Origin of the sequence: Sphingomonas sp. (genome assembly GCF_036388215.1) — a bacterium.
In the GTDB taxonomy this organism is placed as follows: Bacteria; Pseudomonadota; Alphaproteobacteria; order Sphingomonadales; family Sphingomonadaceae; genus Sphingomonas.
This window is the reverse complement of sequence record NZ_DASVSH010000017.1, coordinates 62,095-79,111: the sequence shown is the minus strand read 5'-3', so window position 1 is coordinate 79,111 and position 17,017 is coordinate 62,095. Positions and strand designations below refer to the sequence as shown.

Below are 17,017 nucleotides of genomic sequence, written 5' to 3'. Positions count from 1 at the left end.
GCGCAGGTCACTCCGCGGCCTGAACCGCTTCCTCAGCGGCGGCCTCGATCTCGGCGGCCTTGGCCTCGACCAGGCGGACGATGTGATCGACCATGTCGGCATCCTGGACATGATGGTCGGTAACGCCCGACAGATAGACCATGTGCTTGCCGGCGCCGCCGCCGGTAATGCCGATATCGGTTTCGCGCGCCTCGCCGGGGCCGTTGACGACGCAGCCGAGCACCGACAGGCTCATCGGCGTGCGGATATGCTGGAGCCGCTCCTCCAGCGCCTGGACGGTGCGGATCACGTCGAAGCCCTGCCGCGCGCAGCTGGGGCAGGAGACGACGCGGACGCCGCGGTTGCGGATGCCGAGCGCCTTCAAAATCTCGAAGCCGACGCGGACTTCTTCCTCCGGCTCCGCCGAGAGGCTGACGCGGATCGTGTCGCCGATCCCGTACCAGAGCAGGCTGCCGATGCCGATGGAGGACTTGACCGTGCCGCCAACAAAACCGCCCGCCTCGGTAATCCCCAGATGCAGCGGGCAATCGACTTGCTCGGCAAGCTGCTGATAGGCGGCGACCGCCAAGAACAGGTCGCTGGCTTTCACCGCGACCTTGAATTCGTGGAAATCATGATCCTGGAGCAGCTTGATATGGTCGAGCGCGGACTCGACCAGAGCCTCGGGGCAGGGCTCGCCATATTTTTCGAGCAGGTCCTTCTCAAGGCTGCCGGCGTTGACGCCGATGCGGATCGCGCAGCCATTGGCCTTGGCGGCCTCGACCACTTCCTTCACCCGCGCGGCCGAGCCGATATTGCCGGGATTGATCCGCAGGCACGCAGCCCCCGCATCCGCCGCCTCGAGCGCGCGCTTATAGTGGAAATGGATGTCCGCGACGATCGGCACGCGGCTGGCGCGGACGATCTGCCTGAGCGCGGCGGTGCTCTCCACATCCGGGCAGGATACGCGGATGATATCGACGCCGGCATCCTCGCAGCGGCGGATCTGGTCGATCGTAGCCCCGGCGTCGGAAGTCGGCGTGTTGGTCATCGTCTGCACCGTCACCGGCGCGTCGCCGCCTACGGGAACGTTGCCCACCATGATCTGGCGGCTGGTGCGGCGCGCGATGTCGCGCCAGGGTCTTAAGGACATGGCAGCCTTATAGCCCTGCAAGGTTGCCAAATAAAGGCAGGGCTCAGCCTGCGGCGCGGCGCAGGCGTGCCGGCTGGGCCGGCATGGGCTCGGCTTCGCTGGCCGCCCAGCATATGCTGCTGCGCCGCGACGAGCGGCATCGGCCGGCTGAACAGATAGCCCTGGCCATAATCGACGCCCAGATCGCACAGGACCGCGCGTTCTTCCGCGCGCTCGACCCCTTCGGCGACGATGCTCGCGTCCATGCGGCCGGCAAATCCCACCATAGCCCCGGCAAGCGCGCGGCGCGCGGGATCGCGATCGATACCGCGAACCAGGCTCATGTCCAGCTTGAGGATATCGGGCTCCAAGGCGATGATGTGGCGCAGGCTCGAATAGCCCGCCCCGAAATCGTCTATCGCGATTCGGCCATGGCGGCGCAGCTCGCCCAGCGCGTTGCCCAGCGCGGCATAATCCTTGACGCCCGAATGTTCGGTCAGCTCCAGCACCAGATTGGGCACGGCTGCCGCTTCCAGCATCGGCCCCAGGCGGTCCGACAAAGCGGTCTCGGGCGAAAGATTGACCGAAAGGTAGTGATCCGCGGGGATATAAGCCGCCCCCGCCAGGGCGTTGCCGATCGCCGCGAGCTCGAGCTCGACGCCCAGCCCGACTTCGAATGCTTCGTCGAACCACAGGTTGGGCGGGCGCTCGTTCGCGTCGGTGAAACGCGCCAGGGCCTCCGCGCCTGTGCTGCGGCCGGTGTCGAGCCGATGGATCGGCTGGAGGAAGATTGCCGGCTGGCCGCGGCTGATCGCATCTTCGATGCGGCGGGTCAGCATGTCGCGGTGGCTGGCGGCGTCCATCTCGAACTCGATCTGGGCGCAAGCAAGCTCGGCGAAAGCGCGCACCGTGCACACGTCGCGCTCGGTCAGGCTGTAATCCGCGGTGCGGCTGAGGCAGCAGAAGGTGCCGTAGAGGCTGCCGTCCCTGAGTCGCAACGGCACGGTGAGATGCGCGCCGACCGGCAGCAGCCTGGCGATCGGCAGCGTCTGCGCGAGCGGATAGTCGGCGGCGTTGTGGATCAACTCGGGCAAGCGCCCGGCCATGATGTGGTGGCAGAATGTGCCGTCGAGCGGCTCCGAATCGCCGGGACTGGACGGCACCGGAATGTCGGTACGGATATGGGTGAAGATACGCCGGTCGCCTTCGAAGCGCGAAGCGAAGGCAATTTCCATGCCGAGATGCTGGCGCATCGCATCCAGGATCGCATCGACTTGCGATCCGCCGGGCGCACCGGCGCCGAGGAAGCCCGCGAGCGGGTTTGCCGTCATCTTCAATTCCCCTCCGACCCAAGCCTGGGGCAAATGCCTTGCAAAAGCGTGAAGGCATTCGAAGCCGACGGTTTACGCGATGCTAACGCACGCGTGGCAGAGCGGAGTCTATCTGAACGGGACAGCGCCAACCTTGCAGCACGACCCAAACCTCGCTGCACACGCACGCGTCCACCAGCGCCATTATGGGATGGACTGGCTGCGCATTGCCGCGTTCGCGCTGCTGATCATCTACCATGTCGGGATGGTGTTCGCGCCGTGGGAGTGGGTGATCCACACCCCGCGCAGCTATGCCGCCTTGATTCCGCCGATGGCGCTGGTCACGCCCTGGCGGCTGCCCTTGCTGTTCGCGGTTTCGGGCTATGCGTCGCGCAAGCTCTACGATCGCGCCTCCAGCCCCCGAGACTTTGCACGGTCGCGCGCGAATCGGCTGCTGATCCCGCTCGCTTTCGGCATGGCGGCGATCGTCCCGCTGGAGATGTGGGTGCGCGTGATGGAGACCGGCTACCCGGATGGTTATCTTCACTTCTGGGCCGGCGACTATTGGCGTTGGGGCGAATTTTACGGCCGCGAGTTTCCCAGCTGGGAGCATCTGTGGTTCGTCGCCTACCTTGCTGCCTACAGCTTCGTGCTGGCCGGTGCATTGGCCTGGCAAGGCGAGCGAGTGCTGGCCGCCATGGAGCGCACCGCCGACTGGCTGGCCACCGGGGCGCGGTTGCTGTGGGTCCCGATCTGCGTCCTCGCCACGATGCGGCTGGCGTTGCTGTTTGTAGTCCCCGAGCGGCAGGGGCTGACCAGCGACTGGAGCGGTCATGCGCAATATCTGCCGGTCTTCCTGTTCGGCTTCGCGCTCGCGGGCGCGCCGCAGCTTTGGAGCGCGATCCAGCGGGCGTGGAAGCCCGCGCTGATCGTCGCGGTGCTGGCGGGCATGCCGGTGCTGGTCGTGGAGATGACCTGGCCGGGGAGCGCCGTGCCGCCCCACGAAGTGATGGCGCTGGACCGGTCCTGCCGCATAGCGATGGCCTGGGGGATGATCCTTGGGCTGTTCCATCTCGCTGAGAGCGCATGGAACCACGACCACAAATGGCGCAAGCCGCTCGCCGAGGCAGTGTTTCCATTTTACATCGTCCACCATCCGGCGATCGTGCTGATCGCCTGGTACACGCTGCCCCTTGATCTTGGCCCCGCAACCGAGTTCGCGCTACTGCTTGGCGGCACGCTGGCGGCGTGCCTTGCGGTCTATGCGATCGGCGCGCGGATCGGCTGGGTCAGGCCCTTGATCGGGCTTTCACCACTGCGCTCCTAGCTTACGCCTTGCATGCGCCGATGCGCTTGCCGGTGGCGCGGATCGTCATCTTCGATTGCGCGGTCTGGCCGGGCATTGACTGTGCCTGAGTCATGGTGATGCCGTAGCTGGTAGAAGACTGGCTGCCGCTTATCGTCATCTTGACCGGGCCGAAGGGTCCTTTGCACTCCATCTCCGCATCGAGCTTGCCGTCCGCCGCGACATATTTGGGGAAAGTGCAGCCCTGTGCCGCGGGAGCGAGCTTGGTGAAGTCGATCGCCTTGGAATCTTCCTCCTTCTTGCATTCCTTCTTGGTCTCGGGCGGCTTCTTGGCTTCCGCCTCCATCTGCTTGCGGAGCATTTCGGGCACGCCCGGCATTTCGGCGGAGACCAACTGCACGGTGTTTTCCCACTCGCCGGGCTGCATCTTGTTCTTGTCCTGCGCCGCCGCGGCCTGCTTCATCACTTCCTCGGCAGTGGCGTTCTCCAGGCGGATATCGCCGGTCTTGGCTGCGCTTTCGGCAGTCGAGGGCCCCTTGTCGCAGCCGGCCAGCGCCGCGCCAACACTCATCATCAGCAGCAGCTTGCGCATGTTCGACTCCCACTAAACGCCCAATGCCGACACATCCGAGATTCCGAGTAAAAGGCAATCCGAAATGCGGATGAGGACGCAAAACGCCCTCTTGCGTTGCTGTGCTATGTAACTAATACACATCCCAGAACGCGTCGTGAGGGGTTTCAATGGAACGGATGAGTGAGCGCGGGGAGCCGGTGCTGGAGATCGCCGGCCTCAGCAAGACCTATGGCGGGCGGGGCGGTGGGGTGCGCGCGGTGCAGGATGTGACGCTCACCGTTGGGGCCGGGGAAGTCTATGGCTTTCTGGGCGCCAATGGCGCGGGCAAGAGCACTACGATCCGGATGCTGCTGGGCCTGATCGCGCCGAGCGCGGGCGCGATCAAGCTGTTCGGGCAGGACCTTCGCCACGGGCAGCCGCCGCGCAAGGTAGGCTCGCTGGTGGATGGCGGGGCATTCTATCCGTTCCTTTCCGGGCGCCGAAACCTGGACGTGCTGGCGCGGACGCAGGGCCTGGACGGCAGCCGCCTCGACGCGCTGCTGGCTCAGGTGGGGCTGGAGCGCGACGGGGTGCGCAAGGTGAAGGGCTATTCGACCGGCATGCGGCAAAGGCTGGGCGTGGCGGCCGCGCTGCTCAACGATCCCGATCTCGTGATCCTGGACGAGCCGGCAAACGGCCTGGACGCGGCGGGCATCCAGGAGATGCGCGCGCTTATCCGCTCGCTGGCCGAGGAGCAGGGCAAAACCGTCTTCCTGTCGAGCCACTTACTCAACGAAGTGCAACAGACCTGCGACCGGCTGGCGATCATCGACCATGGCGTGCTGATCCGCGAGGACACGGTGGCAGGCATCCTGCACGAGCATGACGTTCTGCGCATCGTGGCTACGCCGATCGAGGCTGCGCACGCGGCGCTTGCCCCGAACTGGACCTGCGAGATCGTGGGCGCTGCGCTGAACGTGCGCGCCGCGAAGGCGGATGCGCCGGAGATCGCGCGGCGGCTGTTGGCGGCCGGAGTCGAGCTGTTCAGCCTCGCGCCGCACGAGCGCTCGCTCGAGGAAGCCTTTCTCGCCATCACTCAAACGGAGACGGCCGATGCGTAACACCCTCTCCGCCGAATGGACCAAGCTGCTGCCGCACAAGGGCACCTGGCTGCTGGTGTGGATCTATCCGATCGCCTTCGCAGTGATCCTGACCCTCGCGATCTTCACGGCGGGCAAGCCCAAGGCGCCGATGCCCGCCGAAGTCTGGATCGATTATACCGTGCGAGTCTGGCAGATCGCGGGCCTGACGCTGGGACGCTATTTCATCGCCGCCTATTTCGCGCTCGTCTTCGCGGGGGAATATGGCTGGAACACCTGGAAGCTGGTGGTGCCGCACACCGCGCGCTGGAAACTGATCGCCTCCAAATATGCCGTGGCGCTGGCGCTGCTCTATTCGGCCTGGCTGGTGACGGCGGCGATCACCCTGCTGCTCAATTGGGCGAAGGCCGTCGTGACGGGGATCGCCATACCCGAGGGCGTCACCGCCGCGACGCTGCTCGACGGGCATCTGACCGCGATCGCGCTGGGAATTGCGCCGCTGCTGCTCGCGGCGGCATATGCGAGCATTGCTGCGGTGCTGACCCGCTCGACGCTCGCCGCGTTCATCATCTCGCTGGTGCTCATCACGATCGACGAGATATTCGGCAAGCTGATGAGCGTGATGAGCGCCTTCGGGCTCGAGTGGCTGGCGGCCCCCTATCGCGTGCTGCCGGGCTACCACCTGGATAATCTCACGAGCTGGATGCAGGAGGGTGTGGGGCACCAGGTGAAGCTGGCGAGCGGGGCCGTGGTGGCCTATTCGCAGGCGGTCTCGGCGGTGGCGCTGATCGCGTGGATCGCCGGGCTGGTGGCGCTGACCTTCTGGGTATTTCGGCGGCAGGATATCAACTGAGTTGAAGCTCAAAGAGCCCGCGGCCGGTTGGAGCCGCCGCCCGCCGAGCCAAGTAGCTAAAATCCTACATTGCGAGCGGGGGCCGCAGCGACACCGCGTCCTTGCCCGGGAAATCGGCGGGCGCCGCGGACGGCGGCGTCCGCCCTCCCAGCCATAGCAGCGCACGGATCAGGATAGTCTGGACGTCCGCGCTACGCAACGTGGGCGGGTCCACATCGCCTTTCCAGACGTGGCCGTAGCTGGCGGTATAGCATCGCCCGCGACCGAAGCGCGTGGTCCACTCCATCGGCCAATCGCGCCCGGTTTTCGCATCATGGGCATAAGACAGGATTTTCACGCGCGCCGGCCCGCGCGGATAGCGATAGATCTCGACATCGGCGGTCCGCCAGCTTCGGGGAAGGCCGCGATGGATCGGATGATCGCCGATCCGCGTGACCAGCGCATCGCTGCGCGCGCCATGGCCGGTCTTCTCGCCAACTCCGGCTGGGATCAGCCGAGGCTTTCCGCCGACAATCTCAATCGAGGGGCCGAAATCGAGCGACCGCCAACCCAGGCCGATCATCCGGTTATAGGCCGGCCAATCGGCGAAGGCATTGTTGGCGGAATGGAGGAACAGAACGCCGCCGCCATTCCGGACGAATGCCTCGAAATCGCCCCGGACGCTCGCGGGCCAGGTCGGGCGCCCGCCGAGATCGTTGGTCGTCTGGACGACCACATCGTGCCCCGCAAAGGCCGGGCGCCATTCCGCCCAGCGCGGATCGGCCGCGGTTTCGGGGGCGGTGGAGACGGTGACATGGAAAAGCCCCGTCGGCTCGACGATCGCGCGGAACAGTCGCGTGGTGAGCCGCCAATCGTGATTGCCATATCCGTCAATGATCAACACCCGCAGCGGCCGCGCCCAGCCCCGCGCCATCGCCGGCGCGGCGGCGAGCAGGGCGGTGGCGGCGAGCAGGGTCCGACGATCGATCATGGCGTGGCTCCCCTTGGACGGCTTGCCCGAACGATAGCAGCGATATCGGTTCGCCGCACGATGCGCTCGAAACATCCGCTCTTCCGGCCGGATTGCCGGGGGTGTTCATCCGGCAGACAGGTTGCTCCGAACACGCAGTCCCGCGACCGGGGCGTTATAATTGGAGTTGCTTGATGCGTGTCATATCCAAAAAGCCTGCAATCGGCTTCGTGCTGGCCACACTTGCCCTGTCCGCGCCCGGCAGCGCGCTTGCACAGCAGCAGTCCCAGCCGAATTCCGATATCGTCGTAACCGGCGCCCCCGCGCCCGACGCTTCGGCGATGGTCCCGGGGCCCCAGGTCAAGGGCGTCATCTCAGCGCGCAACGGCGACAGGATCAAGGTCAGGACCGACAATGGCGGCAGCGTGATCATCGCCATCAACGACGCCACGCGGATCCGGGCCGGCGGCGGGCTGTTCAGCAGCCGCAGCAAGCTGGCCGCGGACTCGCTGCTCAACGGGCTGCCGATCACCGCGAAGACATTGCAAACGGCCGATGGCTCGGGCGGCGACCTGCTCGCGAGCCAGATCAGCTTCAAGAAGAACGACCTGAAATTCGCCTCGATGATACGCAACGGCACCGACCAGCGCTTCGAGGAGCAGACCGCGGCGACCGAGGCGCTGCGCGGCCGCGTGGCCGATATCGACAAGTATAACGTCAAGGCCACGACGAACGTGCATTTCGAGACCGGCAAGGCGGACCTGTCGCCTGAGGGCAAGGCCGAGCTCTGCACCACGGCGGCTTCGGCAAACAGCACGGACAATGCCCTGATCCTGGTCGTTGGCTATACCGATTCGACCGGAACCGAGGACATCAATCAGGAGCTCAGCGAGAACGCGCCAGCCGCGTGATCAACTTCCTGCAGCAGAAATGCGGCTGGAAGCCCTATCGCATGCTGACCCCCACGGGCATGGCCACGGCGGACCCGCTGGCGAGCAACGACACCGAGGAAGGCAAGGCACAGAACCGCCGTGTCGCGGTGAACGTGCTGGTTTCGAAGAGTGTGGACGGGCTTTGAGGGATGCGAGCCGGGAGCGGTGTGGGCCGCTCCCGGCTGACCGGACGGACCTTCTGGTGGCTTCGCCGGCGGGATATCGACTGAGCGGCCCGCGGAAGGTTACAAAAGGTTAGGCCAAGGTGCGGATGTTCCTGAGAGCGCGGCGCGCGGAAAGCTGGGCTAGGCAAGGGAAATTCGGGCTGCGTTTTGCGGGCGGCGGGCGAATGTTCCCTAATGTTCGCACTGACCATGGGGTTTCGCGCGGCGCGGAAGTTCGGACAAAATCCAGAGCGATGCGCGGTGCCGGATACGCGGGAGGGCGCCTGGCTTCGATATTTGTTGCTGAAATTGAATCATGCGCAACGGCGCTTTCGTGCGCCGTTGCGGGAGCGGGTTTCGACGATCTGAAAGAGCGAGCATGGGCGATCAGGCACCAGCGCCCGATGTCAGCAGGTGAAATCCTACATTGCAAGCGGCGCTGAGCGGGAAGCGCGCAGCGGACCGCTTCCGCCAACATAGGTTATGCTTGGCAGCAATAGCTGGGTCAGTCCTATGCCGCGAAACCCGATGATGGTGCTGGCTTTTGGAAGCGGGGCGCTCACGCTCGCGGGCCTATTCGGGTTTTTCGCTCGCGAGCTATGCCGAATCGGGCTCGTTCGCATTCTACAATCGCGAGACGGCGACCTATCCGATCAGCGTTCCCAGCGCGCCGGAGGCCATCCCGGTCTCCGTGCCGACCGTGGCGCGCGCCGACTATTCCCAGGCCTATATTGGCTATCGCTAGCCGGAAGATACGGGCGCCGGCCCCGCGCAAATCCCCTTCGAACGGACCGGGCCGGATGCAGGCCCGGAGGAGCGAGTCATTCCCGAGACGAGGGGATCGTGGACCGAACCGGCGCGCGGGCAGAGCGAGGCGCGGGAGGGCGCGGACGATGCGGCTCCCGGCGAGGCGGTGGCGATTGAGGACAGGAGGTGATCGAGGGGTTGGCGGAGGAAGGGGACTGAACGACGTGGGTAGGCCGCTGGGCGAGGGTTATGGCGGACCCGCGGGCGACAACTGCACCGATGGCAAGGCGCAGAACCGCCGCGTGGCGGTGAATGTGCTGGTTTCGAAGAGTGCCGATGGGCTGTGAGGGATGCGGGCGGGAGCGGCGGGGCCGCTCCCGGTGACGCGTGGTTTGTTTCTGTTCTCACTACTGATTCAGCGAATTATCGCGCTATCCTAGTTCGCGAATATGCTATTTGCCGGAGAAAGCGAGCGGGGAATTGTATGCTACGAGACGAGATTGAGGATGCTAAGCGGGCAGTCACGACTGACACAGTAGCTATTACTGTTGGTGAAATTGCCAGCATGTACGCGGCAAACGAGTTGAACATTCTCCCGGAATTTCAGCGCCTTTTTAGGTGGTCTGACGATAGAAAATCGAACTTTATAGAATCGATTTTGATCGGCATTCCGGTCCCCCCCGCATTTGCCTACGAGAACGATAATGGCACTTGGGAATTAATCGACGGCCTCCAGCGCATCTCAACTCTTTTGGAGTTTATGGGGCTTCTGCGGGACCCCGACACGGGCGCCTTGAAGCGTTCTCGCCTGATCCGGACTAAATACCTCCCGTCGCTTGATGGTATGGTCTGGAAGGCACAAAACGACCATGAGCCTGCCCTTGATACCGCGCTCCAGCTATTTTTTCGCCGCAGCCGCATCGACTTTCAAATCCTTAAACATCCCAGCGACCCGAAAACTAAGTTCGACCTTTTCCAGAGGCTAAACCGCGGAGGAGCCTACGCGAACGAGCAAGAAGTAAGAACTTGCTCAATGGTGCTCGCCAATGCCGAAGTGACACGGCTAATGCGTGAGTTTTGCGTTACACCGGCGTTTGGTGCTATCTTTCGACTGACCGATGAACAGCGGAAAGTGCAACGCGACCTAGATTATCTCGTTCGAGTAATCGTTCACACGTCTAGTGACCTGCCACGTGGGACCGACGTCCAAGAGTTTCTGGACCACGGCATTCTCCGCGTTCTCGCTGAGCCTGGTGCGGCCGTTGCGCTAGAAACTGCGGAATGGACCGTCACTGCTTTGCATCGCGCCTTGAACGCCGATGCACTTATACCCCCCGATGAACGCCAAGAGGGCATCGCACCCCGTTTTTCTCTGCGCGCGCTGGAAGGAATCGTTGTCGGAATCGCGCGCAATCGCGCTGCAATCGAAGCGTTGAGCGATTCTGACGAGTTTATCAGGCAGCGCGTCGCAACATTTTGGCAGCAGCCTGAGGTGGCAGAGATGAGTGCTGCTGGTCTGCGAGGTACGGTTCGGATCCAGCGGAGCGTTCCGTTCGGCGCCGCGTGGTTCAATCCCAATGCCGGCGCCTGACGATTTTTTTGATGCCATCGATAGTGCGCGGATACAAAGAGCTAGAGAGCTGTCGGAGATCAAACGGACATTCTTGGCGATATCCCGTTCTGACCCGTTGGCTATCGGTTCGAAGTCTGTCGTAGTTCTCAGCTACGCTGCTTGGGAAGGCTTTTATAACGAGTGCGTAAGAATATATTTGGACTTCCTCCAGCAAAGCGGAATAAAAGTTGCCGATGCGAATTGGCTATTGTTGGCGGGCTTAATGAGCGCCGATTTTAACAGCCTGCGTGACCGGCATCACTCAGACACAGCCAAGCGTGAATTCGTAGCAAATCTTAGAGATCGGTTGATTTGCGGCTTCGATAATTTTGATCGCTCGGTCGTGATGGCGCGCTCAAATCTAGATTTTGACAAGCTTTCCTCTAACTTTCTCCTTCTGGCGCTAGAAATAGCACCCTTTCAAATCCGTCGGCTTAGAATTGACAAGGAGCTTGTAGGGTGGCGACACGGCGTTGCTCACGGCGACCCACCTGATCTAACAGCGGTTGACGCGACGTCCCACATCGAATTTGCATCGGAGCTACTGCTAACTGTCGCGGATAGCTTCCAAGACGCTATCCTCCGCCATGTTTAGGCCAATGTATATCGCAGCCCCTGCACGCGATGGCCGAGGTGGACCTGAGTAGCCGTCCGCTTCACTTGTGGCGCAATTGCACCCCCTCCCATCGCTCCCCATATTCCCCCGCGATGGCCATCCAGATTCGCACCTCGCTCGCCGAGCCCGAGACCGATCAGAACTTCGTCCCGCATCGTCCCAACCGTCCCGACAAGCTCGAAGGCGGCAGGCGGTTCAAGATCGTCTCGGACTATATCCCCGCGGGCGATCAGCCGACTGCGATCAAGGAGATGGTGGAAGCCGTAAATGCGGGCGAGCGCGATCAGGTGCTGCTGGGCGTCACCGGTTCGGGCAAGACATTCACGATGGCGCAGGTGATCGAGGCCACCCAGCGGCCGGCGCTGATCCTGGCGCCTAACAAGATCCTGGCGGCGCAGCTTTATGGCGAGATGAAGAGCTTCTTCCCCGACAACGCAGTCGAGTTCTTCGTTTCCTATTACGATTACTATCAGCCCGAGGCCTATGTGCCGCGGTCGGATACGTATATCGAGAAGGAAAGCTCGGTGAACGAAGCGATCGACCGGATGCGGCATTCCGCCACGCGGTCGCTGCTGGAGCGCGACGATGTGATCATCGTGGCCTCGGTCTCGTGCCTGTATGGCATCGGATCGGTCGAGACCTATTCGGCGATGATCTTCGACCTGAAGAAGAGCCAGACGGTCGATCAGCGCGAGATCATCCGCAAGCTGGTCGCGCTGCAATACAAGCGCAACGACCAGGCCTTCCAGCGCGGCAATTTCCGGGTGCGCGGCGACAGTCTGGAGATATTCCCGTCGCATTATGAGGACAGCGCGTGGCGCATCTCGTTCTTCGGCGACGATATCGAGGAGATCGTCGAGTTCGATCCGCTGACCGGGAGCAAGGTCGCCAGCCTCGATTATGTCCGCGTGTTCGCCAACTCGCATTATGTGACGCCGGGGCCGACGCTCAAGCAGGCGGGCGACGCGATCCGCCACGAGTTGAGCGAGCGGCTGAAGGAGCTGCACGCGGAGGGCAAATTGCTGGAGGCGCAGCGGCTGGAGCAGCGCACGAACTTCGACCTGGAGATGATCGCGGCGACGGGGAGCTGCGCGGGGATCGAGAATTACTCGCGGTTTTTGACCGGGCGCCTGCCCGGCGAGCCGCCGCCCACGCTCTTCGAATATCTGCCGGAGAATGCGCTGCTTTTCGTCGACGAGAGCCACCAGACCATCGGCCAGATCAACGGCATGTCGCGGGGCGATCACAAGCGCAAGATCACGCTGGCCGAATATGGCTTCCGGCTGCCGAGCGCGATCGACAATAGGCCGCTGCGTTTCAACGAATGGGACGCGATGCGGCCGCAGACGGCGTACGTCTCCGCGACCCCGGGCAATTGGGAGATGGAGCAGACCGGCGGCGTATTCACCGAGCAAGTGATCCGCCCGACCGGGCTGATCGATCCGCCGGTGGAGATCAAGCCGGTCGAGGAGCAGGTGCAGGACCTGATCGTCGAGTGCCGCAAGACCACCGAAATGGGATACCGCACGCTCGTCACGACGCTGACCAAGCGGATGGCGGAGGACCTGACCGAATATATGCACGAGGCGGGGATCAAGTGCCGCTACATGCATTCGGATACCGAGACGCTGGAGCGCATCGAGCTGATCCGCGATCTCCGTTTGGGGGTCTATGACGTGCTGATCGGCATCAACCTGCTGCGCGAGGGGCTCGACATCCCCGAATGCGGGTTGGTCGCGATCCTGGATGCGGACAAGGAGGGGTTCCTGCGCTCCGAGACTTCGCTGATCCAGACGATCGGCCGCGCGGCGCGCAACGTGGAGGGGCGCGTGATCCTCTATGCCGACCGGATGACGGGAAGCATGGAGCGCGCGATCGCCGAGACCGACCGGCGGCGGGCCAAGCAGGTGGAGTATAACGAGGCGAACGGCATCACGCCGACGACGATCAAGCGCAATATCGGCGACATCATCGCGCATGTCGCGTCGCGCGACCAGGTGACGGTGGAGATCGACGAGGACCGGCCGCACATGGTGGGCCACAATCTGCGGGCGTATATCGAATCGCTCGAGAAGAAGATGCGCGATGCGGCGGCGAATCTGGAGTTCGAGGAGGCGGGGCGGCTGCGCGACGAGATCCGGAGCCTGGAGGCCGAGGAGCTTGGGCTGCCGGTGGACGAGCGCAAGGCCCCGGTGATGGGGCGGAGCAACGAAGGCAAGCCGGGTACGCGCAAGGGGCGCTATGGGAAGCAGAGCAAGACGAAGTTTGGGCGGTAGGGCAACTCAACGCCGCCGCATTGACGAGCGACTAATAGTGCTATAGCTACTATTTTTCTTAATAGGGCTACTGCCATGCATATCGACATCGACTTCGAGGTTTATAAGGCCCTAACAGCCCTTCGGCAGAACGAGGGCCATTCATATAACGATGTGCTCCGTGATCTTTTGAAACTTGAGTCGATCCAAGAACCAGAGATCGAGTCTGCGTTGCAGGCCGCTGCCGACATTTTATCCCGTCCAATCGGGCTACAAGGTTTTTTCTCCCGCGGCGTTCATCTCCCTGATGGCACTATACTTAGAGCGCGATACAAACAGCGAGAATACAACGCCCGTATAAGAGGCGATCGATGGCTTGACGACCAGGGCCGTGAGCACAACAGCCCTTCCGCCGCTGCTGCAGCAATCACAGGTACGAACGTAAACGGCCTACGCTTTTGGGAGGCCAAGCGACCAATCGATGGGGGTTGGAAGCGCTTAGAATTATTGCGCGCGCAATGATCCGAACTTTTGCCGATGCCGAAACGGCGCGCATTTTCGGCGGCGAGCGCAGCCGCAAGCTGCCGCCTGACATTCAGCAGACCGCGCGCCGCAAGTTGCGTCAGCTCAACCGAGTCAGCGAGCCGCTCGAATTGCGTGAACCGCGCGGCAATCGTCTTGAGGAGTTGAAGGGGAACCGTAAGGGGACATATAGTATCCGGATCAACGACCAGTGGCGAATCACCTTCCGCTGGTCTGACGGAGGCGCGGACGATGTCCGGATCGAGGATTACCATCGCGGATGAGAGCCGGTTGGACAACGTCCATCCGGGAGACATTCTGCGCGAGGATTTCCTGATCGGCTCGGAGATTCCCCTCGCTGAGGTTGCTTCGGGGGCGGGGATCGATGCCGATAAGCTAAAGCGTCTGCTCGCGTCCAAAATTGCCGTGGACGCCGACACGGATTTGCGGCTCGCGCGCTATCTGCGGATGTCGGAGGGCTTCTTCCTGGGGCTGCAGCTCGACTTTGATCTCGAGGAAGCCAAGCGGGCGCTTAACGGCGATCTGGACCGGATCGTCCCTCGCGCAGCCTGATCCCGCCGTGCGCGGTTGAGCATCGCGGCCGCTTCCCCCATAGGCCTGCCGATGCGCCGCCTGTTCCTTGCTTCGTCCGCGCTGCTTGCGCTTGCTTCGTGCTCGATGCCCGAAGTCGCGCCCCAGCCTGCGCCGCCGGCTCCAGCGCCCGCGCCCATGCCGACCCGCGCGCCGTTGCCCATGCCGACGCCGACGGGATCGGACTGGCGGGACTGGCCGGTGACGGCGGGGACCTGGGCCTATCGGCAGGACGGGCGGGGCAGCATTGCGCTTTATGGCCGCGCGGGGGCGGATGCGGAACTGACGCTGCGATGCGATCGGGCGCGGGGGCGGCTGTTTCTGTCGCGGCGGGCGGATGCGGCGGCGACGCTGACGATCCGCACATCAACCAACCTCAAGACGCTGAACGCGCTGCCGACCGGCGGCGTGCCCGCTTATGCGGCAGTCGAGCTGATGCCGCGCGATCCGATAGTCGATGCGATCGGTTTCAGCCGCGGGCGCTTCGTCGTGCAGGGCGGCGGCGCGGACCTGGTGCTGCCGGCCTGGCCCGAGATATTGCGCGTTGCGGAGGATTGCCGCGGGTGACGCGGGCAGACCTCCACGATTAGCCGGAACAAATTTTCAAAACAAGACTTGTGCTGGGACTCGCGGTGATTCAAACAGTCGATGTGCCCGCGAGGCACGGTGTTTCAACTAGCGAAAGGAGGTGATCCGATGTCTCATGGTTCAGCAATGGGGTCGGTTCAGTTCGTTCGGGAGACGCGCCGCTGAGCTGAAGCGCGGATGGAAGCCCTCCATCCGTATGGCGAGCGGGAGGTATCCTCCTCCAGACAACGCCCGCCCGCTGCAGCAAAGCGGTCCGCCTGGTCTCCCGGGCTGGAGCTCTCCGGCCGCTGACCATGTCGGAGGTCGCCGGAATCCTTGAAAGGGTTCCGGCGGCCTTCTTCGTTTTGGCACGCGAAAATCCGGGGCTTATTGCCCGGCGGCATTGCCGGTGCTGGCATCCGCGACCCGATCGATCATCCCCTGTACGGCAAGCTCGCGCTCTACTTCGCCCAAGCGATCCTTGCCGAAATAGAGTTCGTCATCGACCATGAATGACGGGATGCCGAAGACTCCATTGCCAAAAGCGGCTTGGGTATTGGCGGCAAGGCGATCCTTGACCTCGGGCATTTGGGAATGCGCGATCAGGCGCTCGGCGGGCAGCCCGGCATCGCTCAGGCTTTGCGAGAAGACCGTGGGGTCGTCGAGCTTGCGGGGGTCTTCCCACATGAAATGAAACATCGCCTCGACATAGGGCGTGAGCAGTCCATCGCTTTCGGCGGCCACGGCTCCGCGCATCAGCTGGAGCGTGTTGACCGGGAAGAAGGGATTCATGCGGAACTTCGTGATGCCGTTGCGGCTGATGAAACGCTCCATCTCGCGGCGTTCGTAAGCGAGCTTCGCGGGCACATTGGCGAAGGCCAGCATCGGGGCTTGGTTGCCTGTGAGCTTGAACAAGCCGCCGAGCAGCACCGGCACATAACGGAATCTCGACCCTGTCTGGAGTTCGATGCGAGGCAGCACCCGATGGGCCAGATAGGCATTGGGACTGCCGAAATCGAAATAGAAAATGGGCTGCATGGAAGCGTTCCTCACCAATTCTCGCCATAGGGCCGCAAGTCCAGTTCGTGAGTCCATGCGTCTCGGGGCTGGCGATGGAGCTGCCAATAGGTCTCGGCGATCGATGCAGGGTCCATCAGCGTGTCAGGGGGCAGCGCCGCGGCGATTTCCGCGCCCCTGGCAGCCGCGATCCGCTCGCGCACCCACGCCGTATCGACGCCGGCATCTATCACGAGATGCGCGACATGGATGTTTTGTGGCGCGAGCTCGCGAGCCATCGATTGGGCGACCGCACGCAGGCCCGCCTTGGCGGAGGCGAAGGCGGCGTAGCCCTTGCCGCCGCGGAGCGAGGCGCTGGCGCCAGTGAAGAAAATCGAGCCGCTGCCGTGCCCGAGCATCCTGCGCGCTGCCTCACGGCCGGTAAGAAAGCCCGAATAGCAAGCCATTTCCCAGACCTTGCGGAAGACGCGCTCGCTCGTTTCGAGGAGCGGGAAGCTGACATTCGCGCCAATGTTGAACACGCAGACCCGCAACGGCCCCGAAGCCTGGGCGGAATCGAGGAATGCGCAAACCTGCTCCTCGCTGCGCGCATCCAGGCTGTGACCCACGAAGCTGCCGCCGGAAGCCGCAATCTCCGCCTCCAGCGGTATGAGCTTGTCACCCTGACGGCGCCCGCCATGAACGGCATAGCCCTCAGCGGCGAAACGCCGCGCGATGGCAGCCCCGATGAAATCCCCCGCGCCGACGATCGCGACACTGCCCTTTTCGTTCATCTGCCCTGCTCCGTTTTAAAACAAGACTAACTAAGTCTT

The 17,017-nt window shown here is 63.4% G+C and carries 17 protein-coding genes and 2 pseudogenes; 13 read left to right on the top strand and 6 right to left on the bottom strand.

Going from position 1 to position 17,017, the window contains the following annotated elements; genetic code table 11:
* Positions 1-7 precede the first annotated feature (7 nt).
* Complete coding sequence (gene ispG, locus VF617_RS08275) at positions 8-1,132, bottom strand: flavodoxin-dependent (E)-4-hydroxy-3-methylbut-2-enyl-diphosphate synthase (protein ID WP_331014397.1); 1,125 nt, start codon at positions 1,130-1,132, stop codon at positions 8-10.
* Positions 1,123-2,442 carry a sensor domain-containing phosphodiesterase gene (locus tag VF617_RS08270; protein WP_331014396.1) on the bottom strand — a complete coding sequence of 440 codons (1,320 nt, stop codon included), beginning with the start codon at positions 2,440-2,442 and terminating at the stop codon, positions 1,123-1,125. Before VF617_RS08270 ends, ispG begins: the two co-directional genes overlap by 10 nt.
* A 133-nt stretch (positions 2,443-2,575) precedes the next feature.
* Here VF617_RS08270 and VF617_RS08265 point away from each other — a divergent pair, with 133 nt between their 5' ends.
* Positions 2,576-3,748 (top strand): acyltransferase family protein, encoded by a 1,173-nt coding sequence (locus VF617_RS08265; RefSeq protein WP_331014395.1) that lies wholly within the window; start codon positions 2,576-2,578, stop codon positions 3,746-3,748.
* A 1-nt stretch (position 3,749) separates the two neighbouring features.
* Here VF617_RS08265 and VF617_RS08260 read toward each other — a convergent pair whose 3' ends face one another.
* Positions 3,750-4,319 (bottom strand): DUF3617 domain-containing protein, encoded by a 570-nt coding sequence (locus tag VF617_RS08260; RefSeq protein ID WP_331014394.1) that lies wholly within the window; start codon positions 4,317-4,319, stop codon positions 3,750-3,752.
* Positions 4,320-4,468: 149 nt separating this feature from the next.
* Here VF617_RS08260 and VF617_RS08255 point away from each other — a divergent pair, with 149 nt between their 5' ends.
* Together VF617_RS08255 and VF617_RS08250 are read left to right on the top strand one after the other, a co-directional pair.
* Positions 4,469-5,401, top strand: coding sequence for an ABC transporter ATP-binding protein (locus VF617_RS08255; protein WP_331014393.1), 933 nt, complete (start codon positions 4,469-4,471; stop codon positions 5,399-5,401).
* Positions 5,394-6,233, top strand: a complete 840-nt coding sequence (locus VF617_RS08250; RefSeq protein ID WP_331014392.1) for an ABC transporter permease subunit — start codon at positions 5,394-5,396, stop codon at positions 6,231-6,233. The genes VF617_RS08255 and VF617_RS08250 overlap by 8 nt, the downstream gene beginning before the upstream one ends.
* A gap of 64 nt (positions 6,234-6,297) precedes the next feature.
* On the opposite strand, the gene VF617_RS08245 is transcribed toward VF617_RS08250, so the two are convergent.
* Positions 6,298-7,203, bottom strand: a complete 906-nt coding sequence (locus VF617_RS08245) for a ThuA domain-containing protein (RefSeq protein ID WP_331014391.1) — start codon at positions 7,201-7,203, stop codon at positions 6,298-6,300.
* Positions 7,204-7,376: 173 nt separating this feature from the next.
* Between VF617_RS08245 and VF617_RS08240 the strand changes: the two are divergent.
* The 10 genes and pseudogenes from VF617_RS08240 (at position 7,377) to VF617_RS08195 (ending at position 15,188) form a co-directional block, all read left to right on the top strand.
* Positions 7,377-8,260: pseudogene (locus VF617_RS08240) on the top strand (OmpA family protein).
* A gap of 562 nt (positions 8,261-8,822) precedes the next feature.
* On the top strand, positions 8,823-9,023 hold the full coding sequence (locus tag VF617_RS08235; protein WP_331014390.1) for a hypothetical protein: 201 nt from the start codon (positions 8,823-8,825) through the stop codon (positions 9,021-9,023).
* A gap of 259 nt (positions 9,024-9,282) precedes the next feature.
* Positions 9,283-9,372, top strand: a pseudogene (locus tag VF617_RS08230) (OmpA family protein); the annotation flags it as partial.
* A 137-nt stretch (positions 9,373-9,509) separates the two neighbouring features.
* Positions 9,510-10,616, top strand: a complete 1,107-nt coding sequence (locus VF617_RS08225) for a DUF262 domain-containing protein (RefSeq protein ID WP_331014389.1) — start codon at positions 9,510-9,512, stop codon at positions 10,614-10,616.
* Complete coding sequence (locus VF617_RS08220; RefSeq protein ID WP_331014388.1) at positions 10,603-11,232, top strand: MAE_28990/MAE_18760 family HEPN-like nuclease; 630 nt, start codon at positions 10,603-10,605, stop codon at positions 11,230-11,232. Before VF617_RS08225 ends, VF617_RS08220 begins: the two co-directional genes overlap by 14 nt.
* A 113-nt stretch (positions 11,233-11,345) precedes the next feature.
* Positions 11,346-13,529: an excinuclease ABC subunit UvrB gene (uvrB, locus tag VF617_RS08215; RefSeq protein WP_331014387.1), complete on the top strand. Its 2,184-nt coding sequence runs from the start codon at positions 11,346-11,348 to the stop codon at positions 13,527-13,529.
* A gap of 75 nt (positions 13,530-13,604) precedes the next feature.
* Positions 13,605-14,030, top strand: a complete 426-nt coding sequence (locus VF617_RS08210) for a DUF2924 domain-containing protein (RefSeq protein ID WP_331014386.1) — start codon at positions 13,605-13,607, stop codon at positions 14,028-14,030.
* Positions 14,027-14,314: a type II toxin-antitoxin system RelE/ParE family toxin gene (locus tag VF617_RS08205; protein WP_331014385.1), complete on the top strand. Its 288-nt coding sequence runs from the start codon at positions 14,027-14,029 to the stop codon at positions 14,312-14,314. The genes VF617_RS08210 and VF617_RS08205 overlap by 4 nt, the downstream gene beginning before the upstream one ends.
* On the top strand, positions 14,283-14,603 hold the full coding sequence (locus VF617_RS08200) for a HigA family addiction module antitoxin (protein ID WP_331014384.1): 321 nt from the start codon (positions 14,283-14,285) through the stop codon (positions 14,601-14,603). Before VF617_RS08205 ends, VF617_RS08200 begins: the two co-directional genes overlap by 32 nt.
* Positions 14,604-14,654: 51 nt before the next feature.
* Complete coding sequence (locus VF617_RS08195; protein ID WP_331014383.1) at positions 14,655-15,188, top strand: hypothetical protein; 534 nt, start codon at positions 14,655-14,657, stop codon at positions 15,186-15,188.
* 387 nt (positions 15,189-15,575) lie between these two features.
* On the opposite strand, the gene VF617_RS08190 is transcribed toward VF617_RS08195, so the two are convergent.
* Positions 15,576-16,226 carry a 2-hydroxychromene-2-carboxylate isomerase gene (locus tag VF617_RS08190; protein WP_331014382.1) on the bottom strand — a complete coding sequence of 217 codons (651 nt, stop codon included), beginning with the start codon at positions 16,224-16,226 and terminating at the stop codon, positions 15,576-15,578.
* 11 nt (positions 16,227-16,237) lie between these two features.
* Complete coding sequence (locus VF617_RS08185) at positions 16,238-16,978, bottom strand: SDR family NAD(P)-dependent oxidoreductase (protein WP_331014381.1); 741 nt, start codon at positions 16,976-16,978, stop codon at positions 16,238-16,240.
* Positions 16,979-17,017: the final 39 nt, after the last annotated feature.